Here is a 25,627-nt window from a genome sequence, read left to right on the forward strand (position 1 = left end):
TTTGATCCCGCCAATATGATGCTCCACTTCTACTCGAAGACTCGATATGCCCCGATTAATGACTTTCTCGACCTCAGTTAACTCTCCATTACGGGGTTTCTTCTTCGGTTGCACAATGGTCACTCCCTCGGGCTGATATCCTTGAAATCCCGTGTCTTGAAGCAGCGTGCTCCCCTCTGGGAAATGGTAGTCTTCTTCATCGGCTATCTTCTTATCATGCTTCTTGCCGACATAGGTCCTACTCAAGTAAACCACTTTACCTTTGCGCTCATTGATCACAAGATTTTTGACACTATGGGTTTTCTGCTTGCCGCTGTAAAAATCCTTCTGTTTGTCTTTATCCTTGGGACGATTAATCGCACGGTCGGTCCCATCAATCATGAACTCTAAGCTTGGACAGGATGACAGGACGGTTTCCAAGTTGGCAGGGCGTCTTTCGGGTAACTGTTGCTCTTTCCCTAATGCCTCATTAAGGAGCCTCGTGAGGCGATGCACCCATTCATTAGCTTGCGCTTGACTCATGCCGAATAGATAACCCTGGACTTCTTGCGTGGGGTAGATTCGGAAGTATACCAGGATGAACAGTAACTTATCTTCTAGCAGCTTTAGATGGGCTTTGCGACCGGCTCCATAGGCTCGCTTGCGACCGGTTCGCTCGAACGTTTCTGATACAAACTGGTCCCAAGCAATACCGAAACTCGGCAATAATCCCTCAAACTCAGATGGATTCAATCCAGTCAAACTGCGGAGGGTACGAGGCTTATTTTTAAGGGTCTCGTACTGCATTTTCATCGGACCTAACCTGGGTAGCGATAATATCCGCTATTCTAGCGAATATCATTATTTCCGATTAAGTCTAATAAAGAAAATAGACGAAAGTCACATCGTCAAGCCTATAGGAATATAGAGAAAAAGGCCCATGAGAAGTATGGTGAAAGTGAAGAAGCGATTGAACTTTATAAAGAACATTGGATAGAAAACTTCGAGAAACGAAGCAAAGTGGCTGATAGCTATTGTAGGTATTTTATTCTTTTTCTTCCTTTATTAGGATTAAGTACATTTTTTTTCTGGGGCGCATCATATTTTATTGTTTTTGGCAGTGCGTTTCTCTTCATAGTGTTTCTCAACGGATTGCAAATAGTACAAATTGACAAAAATATTTTCTCAAATGAGGCGATTTGGAAATCTCTAAAGAATAGTATTTTGGGTACATTTCTTGGAGCAGTTGTTGGAGGCATTTTAGGAGCCCAAATAGTCACTGGAGGAATATTCGGAGGAATATTTCTCGGAGGCTTAGCATGCGTTCAACACTTCACAGCGCGATTGATTCTATACGTTAAAGGCTCTTTGCCCTGGAACTATGCATATTTTCTTGATTGCTGCACCGAACAATTACTCATTCAGAAGATTGGGGGACGCTATCGTTTTATGCACAAGTTGCTACAAGAGCATTTCGCAGCCATGCCATTTAACCAGACTTATCCAAAAGATTGAAACACTATTGCGTTTTGGGAACAGGATCTCGATAGAATTATTGCATAGTGTGCGGCTTTGGTGCGTGAATATTGCGGCAGACAGATCGGACCTGTGGGATATCGACTTAGCCTTCAACAAGGTAGCTATCAGGCATTCCTAAGTGACTGAACTTATTGATAATAGAACATTCCAACATTAATTCTGTCGTTTGATTTTCAAAACACCGTGCAGATACCTCACCTGTGAAAATGGTTTTGACTCGATACATGGCCGTTTCACTCAGAGAGCGTCGATGATAGTTAATCTCTTCTTTCCAGTTAGAACGCCCCTGTTTGCGAATCGCTCTTAAGTTTTCATCTCGTGGATGAGGCTCTTGTTTACGGTTGCCATGAAACCAAATTTTGGCATCTTTGCGAGGTGGAATTGCGGCAGTGGCTTCCCGCTCATCAATGGCATCGTAGCAATAGGTGCGGTCGTATGCACCATCGGCACTGACTTGGTCAATCTCGTCTGGAATTTGGTCGAGGAGGGCGGGCAATATCTCTCCATCGCTAATCGCGTTTGAGGTCACGACTGCCGCTAGGATCTCGCCTGTTTGCTCATCGACACCCAGATGTAGTTTGAGCCATGTGCGCCGTTTGCTTACCCCATGCTGCCGCGTTTTCCATTCACCTTCTCCGTAGACTTTAATGCCGGTACTGTCGACCACCACATGACGTCCCCCGGTGGCGGGTTTCGTCGGCAAATCAATGATTAAAGTCTTTTGACGACGAGATAGCGTTGTATGCACTGGTAAGGCCACCGATACCCCCATCAGTTCAAAAATAGACCCTGCAAAGCCGATGGTTTGACGCAAGGCTAGTCCATAGATCACTCGCAAGGTGAGTAATGTCTGAATGGCTAAGTCACTATAGGTCTTAGAGGCTCCAGGGTTGCCTGTCTTTTGAGTGTTTTCCCACGTTTCAATCACCTCCTCACTAAGCCATAGTGTCAGGCTTCCTCGCTTCACCAAGGCGGCGGTATACTCAGACCAGTTGCGGAGTTTGTAAGAGCGTTTCATCGGGACCGTGTTTGTGTGGTAACTACACGTTACCGGCTCCTATGACTCTGCAACGCCCTTTTTCACGCACCAAAGCCATAGTGTGCTAAAAGTACTTTGAACTGCTACTTTACTTTTTCAAGTATATCTGTTCTTTTTCTTTTTATATCACTCAAGTGATCTCCTTCAAGTTAAAAAACACTGTTATTTATAACTTGTGGCCACACCATATCACCTTGCCCATAATGCTAAGTCCACTGGGCTTACCAGTCATCTCAATTGAAAATGCCTCATAGGCAGAATTGTCGCTAAGTACCCTAAGCGTTTTACCTGCATGGTACTGAAGTCGTTTGATCAATATCCGATCATCCAACTTAAACATATAAACGCCATGCTCAATGTCTTCTAGATCTCGACTGTTGGTATCCACCAAAACAAGATCGCCTGCCCTGAGCGTGGGTTCCATACTCTCGTCTTTGACTTGAGTTAGGAGAAGATTTTCAAACGAGTTGGGAAACTCAGCCTGTAGCCAATCAGCTTCAAAGGCTAGGGTTTCCTTGTAAATGTATTTCTTTGCGAGTACATCCGTTGTGGCCTGTCCAGCGGCTAACCACTCCAGGCTGACATCAGCAGCGCGAGCAATAGCTAGCAATACCGGTCGGGTCGGCTCACTCTGCCCACTCAAATACTGCCGCAGCACCGTATCCGAGAACCCACATTCCCGCGCAAAGCCACGAATACTCTTAGCTCCCATCGCTTGCTTCAAACGACTGGGGAAGCCATCAGGTTCATCCAGATTAGGCTGCATTTCATCAGGGGACACATCGCTCATCAGGCATTCAGATTTTACGACTGCAAACTATTACGCTTGACATGCAAGTTTTTAATTGCTACTTTCATCGTTATGTTGATGTAGCCACGTAGATTCTATGCATGTAGAAGACATTAAAGCAGCTTTGCGCAAGCAAGGCTGGACTTTGGCGAGCATAGCCAGGGAATTGGAGATTGGCCCCTCGGCAGTCTCCCATGCACTCTCACGACAGCGCTCTCGACGGATCGAACGATTTATTGCCAGTAAAGTGGGGCTTGCCCCGCATGAAATTTGGCCTCAACGCTATAAGCGAGGAGTCATCCATCATGGATCAGTTTGTCAACAAACAAGAAGCTACCCAATGTCTAAAGCTTAGCGATAGTACGCTCAAGCGTTACCGTTCTAAAGGGCTTTTGGTTGAGGGGCTGCACTGGGTGCGTATCAATAGTCGCGTTATCCGTTACAACCTGGAGTTACTGAAAGACTGGGCCATTAATCGTCATGATCCAGTCGCCCATCAGTGGGCGATTGAGCGGTATCAGTCCCGGTTATTAAGTAATCAAAGCAGCACGTTCAAAAAGCCATTTCAAACCTCCACTCGTAGACAAAGCCGGAGTCGAGGCAAATAGCATTAAGGTTTCATCTTTTCATCAAGTTGTTGATGAGTTCCCTGCATAACTCATGGGATTAAGTTCCCAATAAAAAATACCCAACTATTTATCGGCTAAGGTGTTTGACTTTCAATTTTTTATTTTTTGAGCTGGGTTAATTTGAGTGTCTGGATGGTTTTGACCTAACCGTCCAGGCCCATTAACCTGTTACTGAATTTGTGTTCTTCAACTATAGCAAACTGGATCGAAATGTCCAGTGGAATATAGTGCTAACTCCGTGGCTCAGTCCGGCAAACTGCTGTGCGCCAGACGCTATGGAATATGCAACTGCCCAAGGAATTGTGGCGCTATAGCCCCCTCGGCATAAATTAAGCCCTGTAGCAGGTTCAGATAGATGGCCCAGCTCCCTATCCATCAGGAGCTGACCATGGCACAGTATCAATATTCAGGCCGTTCGAACCCCTGCCCGATTTGCGATCGCACTAAAGACAAAGACTGCCGCTGGAATGAGGAGGTGGTCTTTTGCCACTCCCACATTGACCAGGATGCGCAGGTGAAAGGCTATGTCTACCGGGGGGCAACCAACGATGGTTTGTGGGGGCAATACTTCGCAGCTGCGGCTAAGCCAACCAAGCCGGTGCGGCCACGACGTAAACAGGATTATTTTTACCCCAGTCGGGACGGTCAACCACTGGTGAAGGTGACTCGGGTGGATCAGGGGACTGGCTCGAAATACTTTGTGCAGCAGCGTTGGGACGGTCAAGAGTGGGTCAAGAAACTAACTCCAGAGGTGAAGCAGCAGGTAACGATTTATCGCTATCGGGAAGTGCAGCGTGCGATCGCAGCCGGACAGCCTATCTGGATGGTGGAAGGGGAAGGCTGTGCTGATGCGCTCTGGCGTGTGGGGATTCCGGCGACGACGACTCTGGGAGGGTCCAAAAAATATCGCAGTTATGGGAACTATAACGCGGATCTCAAGGAGGCCCGTCTGGTGCTGTGTCCTGATCAAGATCAGGTGGGGTTGGCCCATATGGCAGAGATTTATGAGGACTTTCCCCAGGCGCAGTGGTGCTATGTCTACCCGGATAGTTGGCGCTGGCAGAATTTACCCAAGCATGGCGGGCTGGACATTGCTGACTGGATTACGGATGGGGCAACGGCGGAGCAGGTTCGGGCCGCGGTGGGGGAGCGACGACAGCTGAATCCAGATCCACCAGCGTCAAACCAATTATTGGATGTGCCAGCACTTCAGACCCAGATTCGAGACTATCTAGCCCAGGCTCCTTCTGAACTGGAGCTGTCGGGGCAGGTGGTGCAGTGGCATCGGGAGGTAGGGCTTTCGGCGAAGGATCTGTGGAGCTTGATTAAGCCGATCCAGGCGGAGCTGGAGCAGGTGGAGGAAAGAGATGAGCGTATGGCTGAAATCAGCCAGCTGCTGAAGATTGGTGACTATGAGTTACAGCTAGATGATTATCTCCATGCTGACCTGGCGGAACCGCTGACTCAAATTGCTAACTGGATTGGGGCTACGCCTGCGGCCATGCTGGTAACCCTGTTGCCGGTGGCAGCTTCTCTCCTACAGATAGGAACAGAGTTGGAAATTGATGCGGGGATGGGGTTCTATGTGCCGCCGATTCTGTTTACGGGGTTGGTGGCTCCCTCGGGTAGTAAGAAGAGTCCGATCCAGCGACAGATTCTCAAGCCGTTATCAAAATTTCAGGAAGAGGCGGATCAGGACTATGACTGGGCGATTTCGGAATACGAGGTGGATCTGCGGGAGTGGGAGCTGACGAAGAAGGAGGAACGTTGCGATCGCCCCAGGAAACCGACACCACATGAGTATCACACTGCGGATGCTACACGAGAGGCACTGGCGCGGATTCAATCACAGCAGTCAACGCGGGGTCTGTTGGTGACGCCGGATGAATTGGCGGGACTGTTCAAGGGGCAGAACCAGTATCGTAATGGGCGAGGTAATGATAAGGAGTCGTTGCTGACGGCTTTTGATGGGGCAGGTTTGAAGGTGGATCGGGCCAGTGGTTTTCGCATTAGTATTCCGCGTACCAGTCTCAGCATTACGGGGACGATACAGCCGGATATCCTGCGGGGGATGATGGGAGACTTTTCTGATGCCAGTGGTCAGTGGGCGCGGTTTTTATGGTGTCTACTGCCACTGAAGTCTGCGCCGTTTCCACGTAGTACGGTGCGGTATGACATTTCGGAGCGGCTATATGATGTCTACCGGCAGTTGGCGGAGCTAACGCCCCGGTGCTACCAGCTGACGCCCGAGGCGAAGGTGCTATATGCGGACTGGTATGACCAGTTGGATCAGCGGCGGGTGACGGAGACGCATCAGGGTTTACAGGCGGTTTATTCGAAGATGCAGGGATACACGGGACGGCTGGCGTTGATCTTGCATTGTCTGAATGCGTCAGTTGATGGTTGTCTACCGGCAGAGGGGGTATCGGCTAAGACGATGACGGCGGCGATCAAGCTGACGCGGTGGTTTATTGGCCAGGTGAAGTTGCTGTACGCGGAGGGGGATACGGTAGACGGGGCGTTGGAGCCGGTTTATACGAAGTTGATTCGGTTGTCACGAGTGCGGGGTTGGCTGCGGGCAAAGGATGTGCGTAATTATGAGCGGAGTTTACGGAAGGCGAGTTCGGATATTATTCGCTCGCATTTTAGAGAGCTGGAGGCCATGGGGTATGGGGAGACTAGGGGTATGGGAAATCGGTTGCAGTGGCGGGCGATGGTAGACGAGGTAGACCGTCGTGATGGTGGAGTAGATGAGAGGTCTACTGCTGAAAAGTCTGATAAATCTGATTTTCAGGGCAATGGTAGACGGGTAGACAGAGTGGATACGGTTACAGCAGAGCAAGGGGTCTACTTGTCTACTGAAATAGCTAAAAGCTGTGATATTCAAGGAATACGGATGGTAGATGGAGTGTCTACTAATGATCTACATGCAGATGGAATGTCTACTGAGGATGTGAGTCTGGAAAATAAAGCAGTACAGGTAGAGACAGACGAGCCGCGACTAAAAGTAGGGGATATTTGTCAATATATCGGCTCAGGTTTGAAAATGTTGAAAGGGCTAAATCAGCTCAGGATTGAGGCCATTGAGGAAGGAATAGCCGTTGTAAAAGGGCCAGGTTGGTATGTGTCTCACCAGGTATCGCTGTCGGACTTAGCGTTGAATTTGTACGCCTGATTGGGGCAAACAATTCTCAAGAACAACAAGAAAGTTTGTGATTTGGCACAAGCTAGAAGATTAATCCTGAGTTGTTTGAGGTAGTTTTTTCTTCCAGACTTAACAAAACTCTTCATAAGCTGGACGAAAGAGGCTTTATAGCGAGCTCAATTAAGTAAATTAACACCACTGACTATGGTCTACTGACCATTGCCCGTTTCCAACTATGACTTTTGTGTGCAAGCCCCTAATCACGCAGGAGAGCACCTGACTATGAAGGGGGGTGCCTATTGAAACCGTTGCAACGTTTCGGCCTAGTGCTGCAACGACCTGGGGTCATTGAACGTGGTATTTTCTGCGCTCCACGCATGGGCTTTTTGACTCTGCGATCGCATCCTTGAAAACCGTGGCATCGATGGAAATCAACCACCTTGGACAGCATTTGTCGCAAGCAACTGCCCCCCAAGGGCCAGTTGCTGAATCATTCACAGGATCACAAAGAGTAGCTAACTTATGTGTGCGTTTCTGTAGCATGTGTAGTTGCGCGATATTCTACACATAGAGATAATTGAATTGTATAAGTTGACTTTGCATTGAGAATTAATTCCTAAGGACTGGGTAATGCTCAAGCTGCTGGTGACCCTGTGAAAAAAATCCTGATTCTGACGTCAAATCCTAAGCAGACGGAGAAATTGCGTCTGGATGAAGAGGTGCGGGAAATTCAGGAAGGGTTGCAGCGCTCACGCAGTCGAGACCAGTTTGAAATCATTTCCAAGTGGGCCGTGAGGCCAGATGACTTGCGGCGGGCATTGTTGGACCATGAGCCTCAGATTGTTCATTTTTCTGGGCATGGGGTGGGGGCCGATGGACTGGTGCTTGAAAACAATGCAGGTCAGGCAAAACGTGTTGCGGCCCAGTCCTTAGGGCGATTATTCAGCCTGTTTAAAGACAAGGTTGAGTGTGTGCTGCTGAATGCCTGCTATTCGGAGGTGCAGGCTAAGGCGATTCATAAGCATATTGATTGTGTGATTGGCATGAGCCAGGCCATTGGAGACCGGGCAGCCATTGAGTTTGCGGTGGGCTTTTATGATGGTCTGGGGGCAGATCGCTCCTATGCTGAGGCATTTGAGTTTGGTCTGACGGGTATTGACCTGGAGGGTATTCCAGAGACGGGTACCCCTATTTTGAAACAGCGTCGTCCCAAATCGGTGAAGCCGTCTGTCTCTGTGCCGTCGGTTGATACTACATCTGAAGCGACGGCAGTTAAGTCTGATGATGTAGTACCCTCTGCTAACGTTCAGCCGGTTAAGGCTGGGGCGCGATCGCGAATTTTTATTAGCTACAAACGGGGTGTTGAACCCGATGAAAAGCTGGCACTGGCAGTTCATCAATCTCTCAGCCAGGACCATGATGTCTTTATTGACCAGACCATGCCGATTGGCACTCTCTGGGCAGAACGGATTGAACAGGAGCTGAGGCGTTCCGATTATTTGATTACGTTTTTATCGACCCACTCAGTCCATAGCGAGATGGTTTTGGGAGAGGTGGAAACGGCCCATAGTCTGGCTAAGGAATCGGGGAAGCCTGTTGTTCTGCCAGTGCGTGTGGGGTACCGAGAGGCATTTGTATACCCCCTGAGTGCCTATCTAAATCCTATCAACTGGGCTTTTTGGGATACGGATGCGGATACACCCAGTTTACTGAATGAGCTGGCCCTGGCCCTGTCGGGGGGTGACCTTTCTATACGGAGTGACCAGTCAAAGGCTGATCTATTGCAAACAGATGCGACGACATCCCTACCTCGACCCTTATCATCGGCGCAGCCATCTGCGATTAAGTCCACACCCACTGCACCTTTGGAGCCTGCTGAAGGCACCATGGCCCCGGAGTCTAAGTACTACGTAGAGCGGCCTTCGGACAAGCTTGCCTCAGCGACGGTTCAGCGCCAGGGGGTGACGCTGACGATTAAGGGGCCTCGGCAAATGGGCAAAAGTTCATTGCTGATCCGTACCCTGGATGAGGCGATGAAAGCGGATAAGCAGATCGCCTATTTGGATTTTCAGCTGTTTGACCAGGATGTATTGAAAACAGCCGATACGTTCTATCGAGAGTTTTGTAGCAGCTTGAGTAACCAGCTAGGACTGCCGGATCGGGTGGCGGAACATTGGCAGGGTAGTGGTGGAAACGTCCAGCGCTGTACCAGCTATATGCAAACCCATATTTTGAAGGAAGTGGGTGGGCCGTTGTTGTTGGCCATGGATGAGGTGGACCGGATGTTTGATGCGGACTACCGGTCGGACTTTTTTAGTATGTTACGCAACTGGCATAACAATCGTGCTTTGCCCATGTGGCGCGTGTGGAAACAGTTTGATTTGGCCCTAGTAACGGCTACTGAGCCGTATCACTTGATTGCCAATTTAAATCAGTCTCCTTTCAATGTGGGGGAGGTGATTTTGTTGGCTGACTTCACAGCTGAGCAGGTGAGCGATTTGAACCAGCGCCATGGTTCACCTTTGATGCCTGCCCAAGAACGTCAGCTTATGGCCTTACTCAATGGGCATCCCTATTTGGTGCGTCGAGCGCTCTATCTCTTGGCTAGTGAACAACTTGATTTTGATACATTGCTGGCTCAAGCAGCTCAAGAACGAGGTCCATTTGGTGATCATTTGCGGTATCACCTATTTCGAATTTATGACAAACCGGACTTAGTTCAGGGGTTATTACAGGTTATTCGAGCGAATACCTGCCCAGATGAACGGATTGTCCGACTTATGATTGCAGCTGGGTTGGTGCTTCGAGATGTTCAACGTGTGGTGCCCCGCTGTCAACTTTACGCTGACTACTTCCGGGAGTATCTCCATGGCTGATGCATCGATTTATACGGTTGGCGGAACGGTTCAAGTGAATGAGCAGGGGATATATATTCCCCGTCAAGCAGATATAGAACTGCTAAAACTTTGCCGAGAATCTACATTTGCCTATGTGTTGACTCCCCGTCAGATGGGTAAATCCAGCCTGATGATTCGGACAGCGGAGCGGTTGACTGATGAAGAGATTCAAGCCGTCATTATTGATTTAACCCAAATTGGTACTCAGGTGAGTGCAGATGAGTGGTATAGCGATTTCTTGGATTTAGTGGCGAGTCAGCTAATGCTGAGTACGGATGTAAAAGTGTGGTGGCAGGCCAATAGTCAATCTGGTCTTACTCACCGATTCATTCGCTTTTTTCAGGAGATGGTGCTGGCAGAAATTTCAGACCCATTGGTAATTTTCGTTGATGAGATTGACACCACCTTGAGCCTGGACTTCACCGATGATTTTTATGCAGCGATTCGCTATCTTTACGTGGCCCGTGCAACAGATCCAGAGTTACGTAAAATTTCTTTTGTCTTAATCGGAGTAGCGACTCCGGCAGATTTAATTAGTGACTCTAAGCGTACCCCTTTTAATATTGGACAGCGCATTGATTTGACAGATTTCACAATAGAAGAAGCTCAACCCTTAGCGTACGGTCTGAACCTAGAAGACAAACAGGCCAGAGCAATATTGGAAGGGGTATTGGAATGGACAGAAGGACATCCCTATCTTACTCAACGAGTTTGTGCAGATATCGCTAGAGATTTACAAGACGAAGAAAGACCAACTGACTGGACAGAAACAGATACTGCAAGAGTTGTGCGTCGTAACTTCTTCGGAGTGAAGAGCGAACAAGATAATAATTTGCAATTTGTGCGGGACATGTTAATCAGACAAAGTCCAAATCGTTATAAATCAGAAGTATTAAATACCTATAGCAAAATTTGCTATGGTCGAAGGAATGTAAGAGATGAAGCACAATCAATCGTTAAGTCTCATCTAAAGCTATCAGGCATTGTTAAGAAGAATGGAAAACTCCTAAAAGTTAGAAATAAGATTTACCAAACTGTATTTAGCAGAAAGTGGATTTATGAGCATCTTTCTGCTGATTGGCTTAAAAAAATTAAAACAACAGCTTTTCTAGGTGCTGTTATCTTTGTGATTCTATTAATTCCATTTTCCATTTATGCAGATCATCAACGTCGACTTGCTGAGGAACAAAGAAGGCAAGCAATAGAACAGCGCACAATGGTTGAAGAACAGCGCAAAATTGCCGAAGAACAGCGCAAAATTGCCGAAGAACAGCGCAAAATTGCTGAAGAACAGCGCCAGGTGATTGAGGACTTATTTCTAGGACAGTTAGCAAAGACCGCAAAAGAGGACCTTGATCCAAGAGTTAAGGCTTTTCTGGATACTATTGCATGGTCATTAAGGACTCAAAGTTTACCGAGCAATTATGACATTGTTCTAGATGGTAGCGAATTTGAGGATTTCAGTGATCATCCTCGTAAGAGAACTTGCGTAGACAGTTATTTTGGGCTGGAGGAGATATGTGGATATTCTGCTGGAAGATATCACATAATTCCTGAGACCTGGGATTGGGTAGCTGATCAGCTTAACTTGAATGATTTCTCACCAGCATCACAAGATTTGGCAGCCATTGAATTACTGCGTGAAAAAGGTTCTTTAGATCAGATAGAAACAGGAAACTTTAAATCAGCTGTTTATAACGCGTCATCTTATTGGGTAACTCTCCCAGATTCTGATGGAGAATCGTACTATGCGGATGATGGTTATCAAGCTCGTTCTATTGATAATTTGCAATTTATGTACGATTTATTCTACGCAAGATATCTTCTTCTGGCAAAGGAATAAATGAAATTATTACTACTTCAGTAGACTCCAACTGTTAGCTTATGTAGAACTTACGGACATTAGTCTATAGAAATAGCTTAGCCTCCTCAAACACCTATCCAGAAAGCGATGTAGCGATTTTAGGCCGTAAGCATAGAAAACCAAGCAGAGGCATTCAGATCTTTTTTATCTAGGTTGTTGACAGTGGGAACTAGATAGCCAAAGTTCGTGAGTTCTGGTAGTGCCTAGTTGATAAGGAAGCTTAGTCTGAGTCAGCATTTTTCGCATACGCTATCCAGCGTAACTCTTATTGAGAGCTATAACCCGGCATATGGAAAAAGAAAGCGTTGATCACTCTTGTTGCATGGCCACAGTCAGTAAAAATCCAAAAGGCTTCTTCGTAGAATAGATATTCTCTTTTTTCTAACCTCGCCAATTCCCCCAACAGTCAGCTCCTTGTCTAGCCTTGAGTTCCTGCAAAAACTCTTCAGGTGCTGTGAACAAGGTAAAACAGTCATTAGTGGTAATTTTGGGCCTGGATTCTGTTAAGAGTGAAAGAGTGAAATCGCTAATTAGACAATACAAGTCTGTAGGATAAAATTTAGAACACTTCGTATGCTTATTAACTCATGTTCTACGTGAGAAATATTTAACCTTTCAATCGCTTCTGCATCGTCTCCAACTTCCTTAAATCCGCTGCCCGCTTCCTACGCTGATATCGCTGCTTCGCCAACCCATTCACCACCTTCATCGCCTTCGGATGCTCCGCCAGATAAAGATAGGCCGCCTCAAACCAGACCTCCTTTGTCACCTTCTCCTCCATACAGAGATGGCGTAACGACTTATCAATATGCTCTTCCAACCGCGTCGTAGTACGTACCAATTGCGGTAAGTCCGTCTCATCATGCTGTGTAGACATATTGACGTCAACACCTGTAGACACACCAGCGTCAGTATATCCTGGGGTTTCGTGTGCGATCGCAACCGGTTGACCAGACTTCACAACTACTGGATTCGGCTCCAGCTCATCCGTTCGAGGAGGCACGCTAGGCCGCTTCCGCTGCATTAACCGTTCCAGAGCATCCTCATTCATCACCTATGCCTGCCTCAATAACTCAATAATCTGGTGCAGCGGATATTCCAAGTCAGCATGGCCCATCTCCGACAGCAACCGCCCCAACCGAATCGCCTGCTTGTATCGCTCACTTTCTAAAATCGAAGGTAAGACTGGGATATGACCGGCTACCTGTCGCATGGCTGTAATCGCTTCCCGACTATCCGTCGCTTGCGATCGGCCAAACCACTTATCCCGAAACGGCAGCACCCCCAACACCTGCCCTCTAAATGCTCGGCTCGTCCTCAACTCCTCCAGCAGGTCCAGGCTGAGCAATAACGAATTTACCCCCTTCGTCGAAGCCTCCGCCGGTATCAACACTAAGTCAGACGCTCCCACCACCGACAGACAAATCTGTGTGCGCTGGGGTGGTGAATCAATCACACAATAGTCAAACAATGCTGCCATTGTTTCCAGGCAATACCGCAACGCCAGGGCTCCCATGCCACTGGTAGCCAGATACTCCTGCACCTTGTGCAGGCTCTCATCAGCTGGTATCAAGTACAGATTCTCGTAAACCAGCGGATAAATCCCATCCGCCATTTCCACCTGCCGCTTCAAAACCTCCAGCAGCGTAGGCGCATCCGGCTGCACCTCATGGCCCAGATAAAACGTCAGATTCGCCTGGGGGTCAGCATCCACCATCAGCACCCGATAATCCTGATGCGCCAGCAATCGGCCCAACAGCAACGCACTTGATGTCTTTCCCTGTCCCCCCGATAGAGACAGACAGCTCAATGTCTTCATAGCACTTGCTTCCAGTGCGTTTTTTCAAAGCTGTCTCAACTACTGAATGTTTTGACCGAGACGGGAACAGACATGCAGACATTAAAGCTGCTGAGTCATAAGACGTCAATACGTTCTGACGTCAACACTTAAACATGTACGGCTTTTACACTTTCGAAATTCGGCTAGCTTCTACAGGCTTAGCACCACAAATTTTGGCTAATTCTGAGGTTTAAACCCATTAGCAAGCTAGATTTTAGATAGTCAGGATAACGATACAAAGATTGATTTTTGTAGTAAGCGTAACAATCTAACTTCTGACACTAGTTAGTGATTAATTTTTCGCAATCTGTTGTGGTCATTTTTTGATTTTAGATATATAAGCAGCTCGATATTAATCGCCATTTTCATTGAGGGCTCAATATCGTGATTAATATCCTAAAAGGTTAAGGATTAAGACCCTAAACTCATTTTTTGCCTAGCCTGAAAGTCAAGGTTTATCGCTTTATGTGTCTGTATCTATAGGCGTTGACAGTCAGTTTTCAATTGCTATATTGAATAAATCCTGTGGATGACTGATACATTCAATCGCTCTTTTAAATTCCTGTAAATTGCTTCACACTGATCTGATTTTAGGAGGTCAAAATGATCAGTCATTCCCAGCAAAAATGGCTTTATAAATCTAATAAATTAACCCAGTTTATCAATTGGGTTTCTAATAGAAATCTGCAGCCTCCAATTATGCTTTTGGCAGCGATGTCTGTCAGCTGTCTCTGGGTGGATGCGCTCCTGCATAGCTTGATGTGGCTGCCAACATTCACCGTCGTTTTGGGCAGTAGTTTCACCTGGCGCAGAGCATTTACCCACCGATATCCCCCGACTAGACCGCGTATCCGGCGTCAGAACTTTCGTGCCAGAGTCCTACTGGCAATGGGGCTGGGACTATTGATATCCATGACGTTGATGGCCCATCCCGCCCAGGCTCAGTTCTTTGGTGATGCTGAGAGCTGGATGCAGACCAACTTCGGGGCTGACACGGGCGACGCCATTCCGCTGGTCTTTAACGTACTGCGAGGGCTATTTCTACTGTATGTGGGGATTTCGCTAGTGCGGGTGATCAACTCCGCTCGTCAAGATGAGGATTGGCAGACGATTGCGCGAACTCCACTCATCATCATCATTGCGGTCACCGCTGGTGACATTCTCACAACTCTAATTACCGGTTAACGCTTGCATAGTGCTGATTGTCGCTCAGGGTGCAGAGCCAATCGTACTTTCAGGGATGCTTGAGCGGTTATGCCATCCAATTTTCGTCCAGTTAATACCATTCTGGGGTCTCAACCCCGTCTGGGACCAATTCCTGCCGATCAGATCATTCCCTGGTTTTGCATTACCGGGGCGGCGTATCTGGTTGGGCGTGGGTTCAATCTGAGCTGGGTGTCGATTGGGTTTATTACCGCCTGGGGCGTGTCTACCTGGTGGATTCTCACCGGGGGCAAAAGCTGGAAGTTTACGGCCAAATTTGTGCCGACTCCTACCTGGAGTCGTGGCTATGCCCGATATCTGAGGTTTACCAGCGATGAAACAGAAAATCGGCAAACACCGGCTAAAAATCGGCAATCAATTCGTCGGTTCACTCACTCCATTTGAGGATGCTCTCCACCTGGCGGCATTGCTGCGGATCGAGCTGCGGGGGCGACAAGTGGGGGCCTATGTCCTGACCAAAGGGAAGAATCGTGAGCATTTGTGCTTCGTCTTTGGTTTTGACTGCAAGGGTATCCATAACACCCTGACGGAGGAACAGGTTGAAACGGCGTTCAACCAGCTGGAGTCGGGGTTAAAGGATTTGCCTGGGAATGAGCGACTGACACTACATCTGGGGTCCTTTTCGTCGGATGCAGAGCGCCAGATAGACTTGGCTGGGTTGGGCGATCATGCTCCCAGCCAACCGTTACGTTTTTTGCTAACAGCCGACCGTGCCCGAGTCCAACAGCTGACCCAGCAAGGGTTGCGCAAACCTAAATTTCTCAGGCTCTATGCCACCTATACCGTTGAGAGCGGGTCAGAAGGAGCAAGGGATCTGATTGAGCGCCTGATCGCTAAAGGTGAAACTCTGTGGAAATCCTTTACGGGTGAACTCCGCCAGGCCAAAAATCAACGCTTGCAAACGGTGATCACGAAAGCCTTTACCGATGGCTTTTTGCTGTGGGAGCAGGTGCTTTCCAACAAGATGGGGCTGAAGGTCAGACCACTGGGTGAGACTGAGCTGTGGAATCGCCTGTGGAAACGGTTTAATCACAGTGAGCCCATCGACATTCCCCAGCTGATCATCCTGGATGACCAGGGCCTGCATGAGCAAATTAATTCTGAGGTTCACAGCACCACCCTCCTTACTCGTGCGGGAGTCCCCACTGCTGGTCAGAAATGGGTGAAAGTCAACGGCCAGTAAGCTGCTCCCATCACCTTTATGGAAAAACCCGGCGGTTGGGCCAATGAGTTTTCCCAGCTGTGCGTCTGTCTAACATAATTCTTCCGCACTTGTACTAATGCAGGCTTAGACTTCCTAACAATTAACGCGTGCTAGCAAATACTTGCTGAAGTCAACTTCAGCAAGTATTTGCAACTGCCCATGAAATGGTTGCCATGGTGTCATAGGGCACAGCTGCTGTAAAGTCTTTTCATTCTGATGCTCCTAATGGCCAAAGCTATACATGGGGCGTGATGTATGCGATTAACTCATGCAGAGTGCCTGACTCACCTTGAAAAATTAAGATGGAATGGAACTCCAGTCTGTCCCTATTGCGAATCTAACAGGTCTAGTCCAATCAAAGGTGAGTTCCGGTATCACTGCAACGCTTGTTTTACCTCATACAGTGTAACCGTGAAAACCATGTTCCATCGGACCCGCCTAAGCCTAGACAAATGGTTCCAGGCCATATATCTTATTTCGAAAAGTGAGGAAAAAATTAGTATCCGTAAGCTTGCTAGTGCTATACAGGTAAATAAAAATTCAGCTTCTGTGATGCGGTCTCGAATTTATCGCTCTCTGGAGGAAGAACCGAAACTACTAAAAAGTATTACAAAATTCGTCGAGGAATCTCATAAAACGAAGGATGAAAGTTGAATTATGAAAAATCTGATATCTAGAAATAAATGGCTTGCTGGAAATTTTCTATTCCTTTCCACTTTTCTATTTACCTTAATGTGTTTTCAGACCCCAACCCTAGCTGTTGATGAAAAAGATATTCAAAGTATTAACCAAGATATAGAAGAGGTTAACAAAAGATTAGATAGCCTAGTCACAAAAACATCAGATGGTTTATTTGAAAATTTCAAATCAAACTCTTCTTTTATAATTACTCTTTTTACGGCATTTGCCGCCTATAGCCTGATAAAGACATGGATCCTTGACGAAAGAGAAAAACAAAAAATACTGGAAAAGCTTGGAGATGAGAACAAAAAGAGAATTGGTGATGAAATCCAAAAGGCGGAAACTAAAATTGCAAAAGCTTTCGAAGAAAAGCTGATAGGTATAAGAAACAACCTCATCGAGGTATATCAACACTTAGGTTATCTTGAGTACCAATCAATTAATCTTTCGATAGACCATCATGCGAAAAGTACTCTTACACTAGAAAGTACTGCTGAAGAAACCTTTAATGAAAGTATGTATCAGTATCCTTACTTGATAGAACGTCGCTTTCGTGCAATGAAAATATTAAAAGAAATAGCATTAAGAAAGTCTCTTTCAGGAGAAGTAGGGGTAAATAGCCAAGAAATAGATGGTCTGAAAGAATTGGTTATAGGCCAACTTAATGAGATTAATACTCTACTTGAAAGATTGAATAACTTGGGAAAGAATGATGTTCCAGAAATTCTCTTGCCTCAAATAGATGAGCGCCATAAGCTTAAAGAAAGTTTAGATGAGCTAGCTAGCATATTTTCAATTGAAGATGATGATGAAATTAAAAAGGTCAAGAAGAATTTAGTAAAAGCAGTAGATTAGCCTATGGAGTTTAGCTTTAGGCTTTAAGCATATTGATATATCTCCGAAATATATCAATATGCTTAAAGCTACTTACTGTTGTATAATCTTCCCTCAAAAAACAAGTACGACTTGCACTAATAAGAATGGTGATAATATGGAAGCAACACTTTTATCTGCTCTAGCACTGATTGCCTCTCTATCATCAGTCCTTCTCACCTGCATAAGCCATATCAAAATCAGCAAACGAATTCATGAAGAGAACAAGCAAAGTTCTAATGCCAATCCTGACTCCAGTAATCTAGAAATTTTATCCTCTAATGATTTTAATCTTGAGTTCAATGAGCTTTCTGGCAGCCATTTAAGGAGTATTCTTGAATCAAAAAATCAGAAGCATTTGAATAATCTTAAGAGTTCATTTTGGCAAGTCTACAGTGAAAAAATAGCTTTAGAAAAGTCATATGCTGAATCAGAAAGCGATTACGACAATCTAAAAGAAAGGATTAAATTAAAGGACAAGGCACTTAAACAAATTGCTAAGCAGCTTGAATGGACAGACTCACAAGTAAAAGGACTAGTATCTGAGCTTAAATCAAGCCAAAACCTTTTATCAAAAGATAAACAGAAGGATTTTCTCAAGGCATCCGCAGAATTAGATGCGAACGACTAGAGAGAAAGATTTTTTTCGCGCATAAGACAACCCTATGTCATGTCTAAAGAGTAGGGGGTGCTATAAATACTACGGAAAAACGCTCGATCAAGTAATTTAGATACTGAGCTACATCGTTATAGTCTACTTCTATACTTCCAAAAAGTTGGGGATGGTTTTGCCATTTCACAAATTCATTTATATAGGGGGTTGGAGAGTTAAGTTGAGGGCAAGAATTTTCAAAAGGGTATAGAATACCCCATTTATCTATAAGTTGTCCATCACCAGTCATAACACAGTGACCAAGCAGTTCCAGATACGTTTGGAAATGATCATTCAAGTGTACGTTATATAGAAACAGCGAATGCATTTGTCTTGCGTAAGACTTATCAACGACGTCCTTATATCTCTTCCTAATTGAATCTACTGCATTAGCCCAATCCCTGGAATCTTCTATAACCTTTCTGAGCTCAGGTTCTAATCTATTATTTTCTAGAACATAGTTTAAATATCCTCTATGTTGCTCAAGGGAGTTCTGATTCTTCATCATCTGGATCAACTCACTTAGCTGAAGCAACTCAGCGCCACAATATTCCAAAAGCATGATACTCATCTCCCATTGAGAAGTCACTACCGCTAGGTGGGACTTGAAACATTTGTACTAAAAACAGATGGCACGCCTGTTAGCTGCCTGACACATCTATGTCAAACCCTTGAATTTCGGAGAAACCCAAAACTCGAAAGTACGCTATTTGAGGACGCTCATTCTGTTAAATCATCTAGAATTGAGCTTTTGACTCATGTATTAGGGTAGGCACTATCTCAAGGCTTTGAGATATGTGTGGCGAGGAGTCAAAAATGCTCATCACATTCATTTGTGTCACCGCTATCCAAAAACCGGAACAAGTGGGTTTGAACGCCTTTTACCGAAACTAATTTGTGTTAAAGATATTGAGAAAACCGTCAGCAACAATGTAGACAGAGCCAATGAAACCTTTACCCACTTCATGAAAGCAAGTGGCCTGGACACGTTCTGTAGCCATACATCTATCTCGTTAGACCAAAAAGATAAGCAATTGCTGATTTTTGAGATAGCTCCGGAGAAACGTAGTGCGGTGGGGGCGTTAGCAACCGCAGTTTTGCAAATCATGATTATCACTTGCAATCTCGTCAAGAGACAAAAAACTTTCCTGATTGTTGCAATTAAGTTACTCTTAATCAGATGAGATAAATCAGCGTCACAGCAATACTTAGACATAGTAGTCATATCCTATTGTGAAGTCACTACCGCCAGGCGAAAACTAGAACATTTGTACCATAAAAATAGTAGTCTTACATATTCTTTCCTGTCAAGCTTTTTTTGAGCTGAACTTGTGTTTGCTGAGTATTGTTGAAAAGCCTTTCTGTAAAAGAGATATAGCACTTTGCAGAAAGGCTCTATCCCAGATGACACGTAACATATGAAGTCTATCTTTCTTAATAAAGTCATATCTTCGGAACTGAGAGCTATTTGCTCTGGTTCGTGAAACTATTCATAAAAGTCCATTTTTGTGGCAGCAGGCGATCAGCTCACAGAGGCCGTGTTGATGCTGGCCAAAGCTACCAAATATCCTGACATTATGACGGCTCAGGCTGTACTGGGGCTAACCAACCTGGGCAATCGCATCGCTGCCGCCGAAAAACTCAACAAGTGGATTCGGGTATCGTTTACTCAGCTGATCGGCGTCAAAGATGCGGAGAAAACCGCTAGCGGTATCGTGGGCAGCGCCAGTGAAACCTTTACCCGCTTTATGAAGGCAGGGGTGCTGGGCGCATTCTGTTGCGAAACGTCTATTCCGCTAGACCTGGAAGGGAAACAGCTCCTGATTTTTGGCATGGATCGGGAACGGCGGGACGTAGTGGGTCCATTAGTGGCCACGGTTCTGCACATGATTGTGACACGTAATGTCGCAAAGCGTCGGAAAGATCCCCTGGTGGTCGCCATTGATGAGCTACCCACCCTCTATCTGCCCACGCTGGTGCAGTGGCTCAACGAAAACCGGGAAGACGGTCTGGCGGTCACCCTGGGGTTTCAAAATCTGGTGCAGCTGGAGAAAACCTATGGTCGAGAACTGGCCCGTGCCATTCTGGGAGCCTGTGCTACCAAAGCCATCTTCAATCCCCAGGAATATGAGGCTGCCCGAATGTTCTCCGATTTCCTGGGAGATGAGGAGATCCAGTACAAACAAAAATCTCGCAACCGTGGGGGTGGTAAAGCCAGCACCACCATTTCGGAACAGGATCGGACTCGAAAACTGTTTGAGCCCAGTCAGTTCCTACGCCTGCCCCCTGGCAAGTGCGTTCTGATTAATCCTGGTTTTGTCTCCCAGGGGGAAGCAGCCATCCCTATTCAACAAACCATCAAAATTCCTAAGGCCGATATCCAGACCACCGAAGCCAGCGAAGCCCTATGGGACAAGATTCATAAACGCCTGGTGCAACGCAGCCCCCAACATATTCCCACCACAAAAGATTTAGAAAAACGACGTGACCTGGTTGAGGCCATGCTGCCTGAACCCAAAGCACCGGTTAATTCAGCATTTCCCGACCCATCGGGTCTGATCGACAAGTACAGCAGCTTACTTTAGGAGATTGCCCATGACCGCTACTATTCAGGCTTCTGACCAATTTTTGTCCCAGTCTCTGGGGGACAAGTTGCCCCTCGACACGGTTGCTGCCTTGCTGGAATATCCCCAGATTGCAGCGGAGCTGGTGCCCGTTCTCAACCAGGAACCTTTCTCGTCAGAGTATGTACCCCGTGAGATTGAAATTCTCTTTGATGATGTAACTGTGCTGCTGTGGAAAGACGGGCAGATACAACAACAATTACCCGCGATCGCAACCGACTACCAACCCGACCTACTGGAGTGGGCCGTAGATGGTGAAACCGCCTTTTTCTCAATTCGGGGCATGACGGTGATTAATCGCATCAAGGCCATGCCCCTGCTGGATATCGACGTTTTGGAATCCCTCAAGGAGGACCTATGCAAGCAACCGTAAACCCTGGCGAAGCCAAACAAATTGAACAGGACTATGCCCATACCACGCTGGCCTCTAGCGAAATGGTTGTAGATACAGCTCAGTCAACAGCTGAGGCTATTCAGGCCTTTATCCAGATGTTGCGCGATCGCATCCGAGATGCACGGCAACAGGAAAAGCAAACAGAACAGGCTGATGAAGAGGTCGAAACAGATTTTGAACTACCTGTAGAACAATCGGAACCTATCGAAATCAAGATGGGGAGAGAAATTGTCTATCGAGAGGGCTATGCCAATAAGGATCCGGTCAACAAGCTGAATCCCAACAAGCTGAAGCTTTTACAAGCGGCTGTGGATACCCCTCAGCAGTCGGGGGCAGACCCGACAACAGATGTTAAGGGCACCATCAATATCAAGGCGGGTGATGAGCTGGTCTATCGCATGAGCAAAGGGGCTGTTGAGACTAATCGGCTTCAGTCGGAGCAGGTTAATCCGTCTCTGGAAACTCAGGCTAAATCTGCTGAGATATCTCCCGAGGTGTCAATTTTGCAGGATGTCGAGTTGGGAGACTCTGAGAAGCGTGAAATCTCCACTACTGCCCCGACTTTAGTAGAACCGACTTTGGAGTCAACTGTTGGCGGGAAGCAAGCGATCGCAGCCGAGCAAGCACCTCAGGCACCTCAATCAGTTGCGATCCAAACTACTCCACAACCCACTCAACGAGTAGCTTCCATCCTTGATACGTTGGAACGCCAGAACCATCAGGTGACGGATCGTGCCACCCAAAAATGGATGCAGCAGACAACCCGTGTTATGCAGCGATCCTCCCAGCACGTAGCGGATCGGGTGGTTACCATTGCTGCCAATATTCGCAGCCGTCAGATTGCGGCCACTGCCATCAATCTGTTGCAGAAATATGGTGTTTCGGACAGTCCTGGTCGCGGTCTTTACCAGTCCGAAAAATATACCCTCAGTTTCAGGGGGCGGATGGTCACCATTGCCGATCGCGAAGGCACTGACCTGATGATGTTCCGCAAGACTCGCTGGGGGTTGAGCATTGTCAAAAACGATATGGTGGCTTCCCAGGAAAACGACTTTATGAAAGCCCGCCAACAGATTCAGATTATGGGTTTGGAGGGGATTTCGTCAGAGCCACCCATGCGGGTACGGCAGCTCGGCAATCTCTCACCGGCAGGAGATGCTGGCCTGACCCGAGATTTAACCGCCCTGGCCCTGGCGAGAACTGCGCGTAAGCTGTTGGATGTCACCGGCAGTCGGCCCAATGTTCAGGGCAAGCGGGTATTTCAAGGAGGTAGTCAGTATCGAATTGAGGAAACCCCCAACAGCTTAAAAATCCAGGCCGCTGAACGGGGACAGATTCTCAGCATCGACAATGGCAAGATCACATCGAACCTGGGGCCAAGGGATATTGCCCATTTCCGGTTTATTGACCGGGAACTAAATCGAGATTTGCAAATGGCTCAACCTGCCACAGTAACGCCCCTGCATAACCGGCAGCGAGAACGGTCCACCGGCATAGCCATTGGTGAGTAACCATGGCAGGGCCGCAACCACCGTTGGTGAACGCCTTTACCCACCACTTTTTGACGGGTGGACGCTTTGCCACGATTACCGTAGCCAGAAATCATGCGGCTGATATTCTGGCAGAAAAGGTAAGCCCTGGTACTGCCCTGGCTAAACAGGTGGATGAGGCAATTGAAGCCAGTTTGATGCGAGCTGCCCGCAACCTTGTTCAAGGGTCCTCAACTACCCACGAAGCCTATGATCGCCTGGTGGATTTGCACGACCGGCAACCGGCACTAAATGTGCGTTCTTCCACCAGTGTGCTCCAGCAGGCTTACAGCACCCCCATCCCAATCGCTTACCTGGCCTCTACCCTGGCGGGAATTACCCCCGAGACCACGGTTTATGAACCAACGGCTGGCCATGGAGCATTGCTGCTGGCCACTGATCCAGCCAGGGCAACGGTGAATGAGCTGAATCCTGAGCGGGCTGAGGATCTGCGATCGCAGGGCTACCAGGTAACCCAGCACAATGCGGTGGCCTATCAGCCGGACCAGCTGCATGACGTGGTGATTACCAATCCTCCTTTTGGTGCGGTTAGAGATGCCCAGGGACAACGACAACGATTTGCATTACCGGGGAATCGTCGAGGGACAACGCAGATTGATCATGCGATCGCATTTCAGGCCCTGGCAGCCATGAAAGCTGATGGCAAGGCGGTCCTAATCCTGGGTGGAAAGTTGGGCACCGATGAAGCGTTGCGATCAGAGTGTTACAACACCCTGGAAAGTCGTGGGTTCTTCTATGCCCTCTACCAGCAGTACAACGTTACCCAACACATCACTATCTGGGGAGATCTTTACCGCAAACAGGGGGCAGGATTTCCCATTGACCTGATTGTTATCGCAGGCCGAGGGGCGTCTAAACGATTGTTACCGGCAGCAGCCGTTCCGCCGATTTACAAGTCTTTTACTGAACTCAAGGAGCTAATTCCCCATGAGAGACTACACCATCAAACCACCGACCTACTCGGAATACGAGAACTATCCCCAGATCTGGAAACCGAGGGAAACGGGAGATCAGGGTCTGTTTCTGGTGCGGGTACCTCCGGACCTGCAGGAGATGACCGACGAGATTTATCTGCAGCTGATGCAGCTGCGGGTTCAGTGGATGATTTGTCACTGGATGACAGAAACCAACGAACCTCAGGAAACAACAGCTCGCCAATTAGCCCAGGCCCTGAGCAAACTGTCTTCCCAGCAAACCCCGCCAGCCCTGTACACCCCAGGGACTGGAGAACCCAGCCCCATCGACCTATGGGCGGAAGAGTGGAGCGAAACCCTGGTGCGTCACAACGAGACGCTGACCACCAAGTTCGAACTCCAAAACAGCTGGGTCTTCCCGATGTCCGTGCAGCCCCCGAGCGATCCAGCGATTCAAAAAGACTGGCAGAGCGAACACGACGACGAGATCACCCTGGAGATTTGGTTGAGCTACCTGACCGCCGAGATGAGCTGAGGCAATTGCCCATGGTCACCCCTGAGATATCGCCTGAACAGAACCAACCGACCGATACTCAAGCCCATAATGTGGCCTATGTTCCCCGCAGTAAAGGTACCTCACCGGGCACGCTGATCCCTGCCAACATGGCCGCTGCAGCCCAGACTGCCCTCGATCATGTGGAACAGCGCCGGGGAAATATCGATGAGTTTGTCTGTCAGCGGTTGGGCTATGACTTGACCGAAGCCATGTGGCGCGTACTCTATGCTGAGCAAATCGACTCCCTGGCCCTGGCCTTTGAGCAACGGGACCAGGGCAAAATTTTTCTCAACGGGGACCAGACCGGCAATGGCAAGGGGCGTTTTGGTGCGGCCAATATCATCGATGCCCAGCGGCAGGGCTTTATTCCCATTTTTGTGACCCGTCAGCCGGACCTCTACAACGCTATGATCAACGACCTGGCCGATATTGGTAAGCCAGGGTTCACGCCTTTTTTGACCAACAACAGCTTGACTCTAGAGCTGGACGATGGCCGCAGGCTCAGGACCGCCAGTAGCGGAGAGCAGGAAGCAGAAATGCTGCGCCTAGTGCAGCAGGGAAATTTGGGTCAGGACTATGGGGCTGTATTTACCACCTACAGCCAGTTACAAACCATCAAGAACAAAGAACCCTTTCGCCGTCAATTCTTTAGAGCCCTGGCCCCCAGTGCCGTCTTTACCTTTGATGAATCCCATGAAGCTGGGGGCAGTACGGGACAATCCCAGTCCTGGAGAACCAGTGGCCCACCCAATCGGGCTGAGTTTGTCCGGGAGTTGATCGATGGCTGCGCGGGTGCTGCTTTCTTAAGTGCTACCGCCACCAAAGATCCTGCTGTGATGGATCTCTATGCCCGTCGCAGTGATGCCATGCAGGCCGTGTCCAGCCTGAGCAGTCTGGAGACTATTCTCAAATCTGGCGGTATTCCTCTCCAGCAGATGATGGCTACCAAGTTTGTGGCATCGGGGCAACTGTTGCGGCGAGAACGGTCCTTTGAAAATATCTCGTTTGAAGCCCAGGTAGTGCCGGTGGATCGGGAGGTGGCGGATGGGATTTCCGCGATCATGCGAGCGGTGGATGCCTTTGACCGGACTAACGCTCTTTAATGACTCTAGCAGTATAAAATAGGAGTAGCTATCGGCCCAAGTTGGTCAAACCGTACTCATGGTGACACCCCGAGCTGCTCAACCTACCGTCAAATTTATCGATGACTACTGCGAGTCCTATCGAGACCTG

The 25,627-nt window shown here is 47.7% G+C and carries 23 protein-coding genes; 17 read left to right on the plus strand and 6 right to left on the minus strand.

Going from position 1 to position 25,627, the window contains the following annotated elements; all coding sequences use genetic code 11:
* Window positions 1-792 (minus strand): transposase family protein (locus N836_RS62655; RefSeq protein ID WP_023073280.1); only part of this gene is annotated, 792 nt, incomplete at its 3' end.
* Between the two features lie 207 nt (window positions 793-999).
* Between N836_RS62655 and N836_RS0139000 the strand changes: the two genes are divergently transcribed.
* On the plus strand, window positions 1,000-1,494 hold the full coding sequence (locus tag N836_RS0139000; RefSeq protein WP_023075030.1) for a protein kinase domain protein: 495 nt from the start codon (window positions 1,000-1,002) through the stop codon (window positions 1,492-1,494).
* A 106-nt stretch (window positions 1,495-1,600) separates the two neighbouring features.
* Here the strand turns inward: N836_RS0139000 and N836_RS62660 are convergent, their stop codons facing one another.
* The gene (locus N836_RS62660) at window positions 1,601-2,536 is read right to left on the minus strand and encodes an IS5-like element ISLesp5 family transposase (protein ID WP_023075031.1); all 936 of its coding nucleotides are present in this window, start codon (window positions 2,534-2,536) and stop codon (window positions 1,601-1,603) included.
* 187 nt (window positions 2,537-2,723) lie between these two features.
* A complete protein-coding gene (locus tag N836_RS62665) occupies window positions 2,724-3,347 on the minus strand; it encodes an XRE family transcriptional regulator (protein WP_023075032.1) in 624 nt (207 codons plus the stop codon).
* A gap of 97 nt (window positions 3,348-3,444) precedes the next feature.
* Between N836_RS62665 and N836_RS78230 the strand changes: the two genes are divergently transcribed.
* From N836_RS78230 to N836_RS62685, 5 genes are all read left to right on the plus strand, one after another.
* Window positions 3,445-3,702 (plus strand): helix-turn-helix domain-containing protein, encoded by a 258-nt coding sequence (locus tag N836_RS78230; RefSeq protein ID WP_006515995.1) that lies wholly within the window; start codon window positions 3,445-3,447, stop codon window positions 3,700-3,702.
* Complete coding sequence (locus N836_RS62670) at window positions 3,653-3,955, plus strand: hypothetical protein (RefSeq protein WP_023075033.1); 303 nt, start codon at window positions 3,653-3,655, stop codon at window positions 3,953-3,955. The genes N836_RS78230 and N836_RS62670 overlap by 50 nt, the downstream gene beginning before the upstream one ends.
* 376 nt (window positions 3,956-4,331) lie before the next feature.
* Window positions 4,332-7,151 carry a DUF3987 domain-containing protein gene (locus N836_RS62675; protein ID WP_023075034.1) on the plus strand — a complete coding sequence of 940 codons (2,820 nt, stop codon included), beginning with the start codon at window positions 4,332-4,334 and terminating at the stop codon, window positions 7,149-7,151.
* Between the two features lie 623 nt (window positions 7,152-7,774).
* A complete protein-coding gene (locus N836_RS62680; RefSeq protein ID WP_023075035.1) occupies window positions 7,775-9,997 on the plus strand; it encodes an AAA-like domain-containing protein in 2,223 nt (740 codons plus the stop codon).
* Window positions 9,990-11,861: an AAA-like domain-containing protein gene (locus N836_RS62685; RefSeq protein WP_023075036.1), complete on the plus strand. Its 1,872-nt coding sequence runs from the start codon at window positions 9,990-9,992 to the stop codon at window positions 11,859-11,861. Before N836_RS62680 ends, N836_RS62685 begins: the two co-directional genes overlap by 8 nt.
* Window positions 11,862-12,489: 628 nt before the next feature.
* On the opposite strand, the gene N836_RS62690 is transcribed toward N836_RS62685, so the two are convergent.
* Complete coding sequence (locus N836_RS62690) at window positions 12,490-12,933, minus strand: hypothetical protein (RefSeq protein ID WP_023075037.1); 444 nt, start codon at window positions 12,931-12,933, stop codon at window positions 12,490-12,492.
* Between the two features lie 3 nt (window positions 12,934-12,936).
* Window positions 12,937-13,701 carry a ParA family protein gene (locus N836_RS62695; RefSeq protein WP_023075038.1) on the minus strand — a complete coding sequence of 255 codons (765 nt, stop codon included), beginning with the start codon at window positions 13,699-13,701 and terminating at the stop codon, window positions 12,937-12,939.
* Window positions 13,702-14,325: 624 nt separating this feature from the next.
* Here N836_RS62695 and N836_RS77185 point away from each other — a divergent pair.
* The 6 genes from N836_RS77185 (at window position 14,326) to N836_RS62720 (ending at window position 18,335) form a co-directional block, all read left to right on the plus strand.
* Complete coding sequence (locus N836_RS77185) at window positions 14,326-14,907, plus strand: hypothetical protein (protein ID WP_023075039.1); 582 nt, start codon at window positions 14,326-14,328, stop codon at window positions 14,905-14,907.
* A 69-nt stretch (window positions 14,908-14,976) separates the two neighbouring features.
* Window positions 14,977-15,330, plus strand: coding sequence for a hypothetical protein (locus N836_RS62705; RefSeq protein ID WP_023075040.1), 354 nt, complete (start codon window positions 14,977-14,979; stop codon window positions 15,328-15,330).
* The gene (locus N836_RS62710; protein ID WP_152532238.1) at window positions 15,260-16,129 is read left to right on the plus strand and encodes a hypothetical protein; all 870 of its coding nucleotides are present in this window, start codon (window positions 15,260-15,262) and stop codon (window positions 16,127-16,129) included. Before N836_RS62705 ends, N836_RS62710 begins: the two co-directional genes overlap by 71 nt.
* Window positions 16,130-16,405: 276 nt before the next feature.
* Window positions 16,406-16,804, plus strand: a complete 399-nt coding sequence (locus N836_RS78235) for a transposase (RefSeq protein WP_031293680.1) — start codon at window positions 16,406-16,408, stop codon at window positions 16,802-16,804.
* A 3-nt stretch (window positions 16,805-16,807) separates the two neighbouring features.
* A complete protein-coding gene (locus N836_RS62715) occupies window positions 16,808-17,686 on the plus strand; it encodes a hypothetical protein (protein WP_023075043.1) in 879 nt (292 codons plus the stop codon).
* A gap of 136 nt (window positions 17,687-17,822) precedes the next feature.
* Complete coding sequence (locus tag N836_RS62720; RefSeq protein WP_023075044.1) at window positions 17,823-18,335, plus strand: hypothetical protein; 513 nt, start codon at window positions 17,823-17,825, stop codon at window positions 18,333-18,335.
* A 43-nt stretch (window positions 18,336-18,378) separates the two neighbouring features.
* Here N836_RS62720 and N836_RS62725 read toward each other — a convergent pair whose 3' ends face one another.
* Window positions 18,379-18,945, minus strand: coding sequence for a hypothetical protein (locus tag N836_RS62725; protein ID WP_152532239.1), 567 nt, complete (start codon window positions 18,943-18,945; stop codon window positions 18,379-18,381).
* Between the two features lie 208 nt (window positions 18,946-19,153).
* Here N836_RS62725 and N836_RS62730 point away from each other — a divergent pair, with 208 nt between their 5' ends.
* The 5 genes from N836_RS62730 to N836_RS62750 all read left to right on the plus strand — a co-directional run bounded on the left by N836_RS62730 (window position 19,154) and on the right by N836_RS62750 (window position 25,497).
* Complete coding sequence (locus N836_RS62730) at window positions 19,154-19,540, plus strand: hypothetical protein (RefSeq protein ID WP_023075046.1); 387 nt, start codon at window positions 19,154-19,156, stop codon at window positions 19,538-19,540.
* Window positions 19,541-19,864: 324 nt separating this feature from the next.
* Window positions 19,865-20,941, plus strand: coding sequence for a type IV secretory system conjugative DNA transfer family protein (locus N836_RS62735; RefSeq protein ID WP_023075047.1), 1,077 nt, complete (start codon window positions 19,865-19,867; stop codon window positions 20,939-20,941).
* A gap of 10 nt (window positions 20,942-20,951) precedes the next feature.
* Window positions 20,952-21,353 carry a hypothetical protein gene (locus tag N836_RS62740; protein WP_023075048.1) on the plus strand — a complete coding sequence of 134 codons (402 nt, stop codon included), beginning with the start codon at window positions 20,952-20,954 and terminating at the stop codon, window positions 21,351-21,353.
* The gene (locus N836_RS62745; RefSeq protein ID WP_023075049.1) at window positions 21,338-22,885 is read left to right on the plus strand and encodes a hypothetical protein; all 1,548 of its coding nucleotides are present in this window, start codon (window positions 21,338-21,340) and stop codon (window positions 22,883-22,885) included. Before N836_RS62740 ends, N836_RS62745 begins: the two co-directional genes overlap by 16 nt.
* A gap of 2 nt (window positions 22,886-22,887) precedes the next feature.
* Entirely contained in the window at window positions 22,888-25,497 is a 2,610-nt protein-coding gene (locus tag N836_RS62750; protein ID WP_023075050.1) for a strawberry notch-like NTP hydrolase domain-containing protein, read from the plus strand.
* Window positions 25,498-25,627: the final 130 nt, after the last annotated feature.

This window comes from Leptolyngbya sp. Heron Island J, assembly GCF_000482245.1.
Classification (GTDB): Bacteria; Cyanobacteriota; Cyanobacteriia; order Phormidesmidales; family Phormidesmidaceae; genus Leptothoe.